The organism is Streptosporangium vulgare (assembly GCF_042428775.1).
Classification (GTDB): domain Bacteria; phylum Actinomycetota; class Actinomycetes; order Streptosporangiales; family Streptosporangiaceae; genus Streptosporangium; species Streptosporangium vulgare.
In genome coordinates, this window is sequence record NZ_JBHMBS010000190.1 from 1 (window position 1) to 533 (window position 533).

Genomic DNA, 533 nt, shown 5'->3' on the forward strand with positions numbered 1-533 from the left:
CGCAAAAGAATGCTTTTTGCAACGCTGGTGGCGGTTGCCGCTGGAGAACGACATTATCAAAGATGGGCGGATTGTTGATGCGCAGCAGCTGGCTAAAACGTTGTTACCGTGGAGGCGCGAACTGCCGCAGCGTCATCACATTATGTTGGCGTTTCCCGCCAGTCGCACATTACAGCGGTCTTTTCCGCGCCCGTCGATGTCCCTTGGTGAGCGGGAGCAAACGGCCTGGCTGTCAGGGACGATGGCCCGCGAGCTGGATATGGATCCGGACTCCCTGCGCTTCGATTACAGCGAAGACTCACTCAGTCCCGCCTATAACGTGACTGCCGCGCAAAGCAAAGAGCTGGCAACGCTGCTTACTCTGGCAGAAAGGTTGCGTGTTCATGTGAGCGCGATCACCCCGGATGCCAGTGCATTACAGCGATTCCTGCCTTTTTTACCTTCTCATCAGCAATGTCTGGCCTGGCGTGATAACGAACAGTGGCTGTGGGCGACGCGCTATAGCTGGGGGCGCAAACTGGCGGTGGGGATGA

The 533-nt window shown here is 57.2% G+C and carries 1 protein-coding gene; it reads left to right on the forward strand.

Annotated features, from left to right (window positions below):
* Positions 1–533 (forward strand): DNA utilization protein HofM (gene hofM / locus ACFFRH_RS45055; protein WP_512701166.1); only part of this gene is annotated, 533 nt, incomplete at both ends.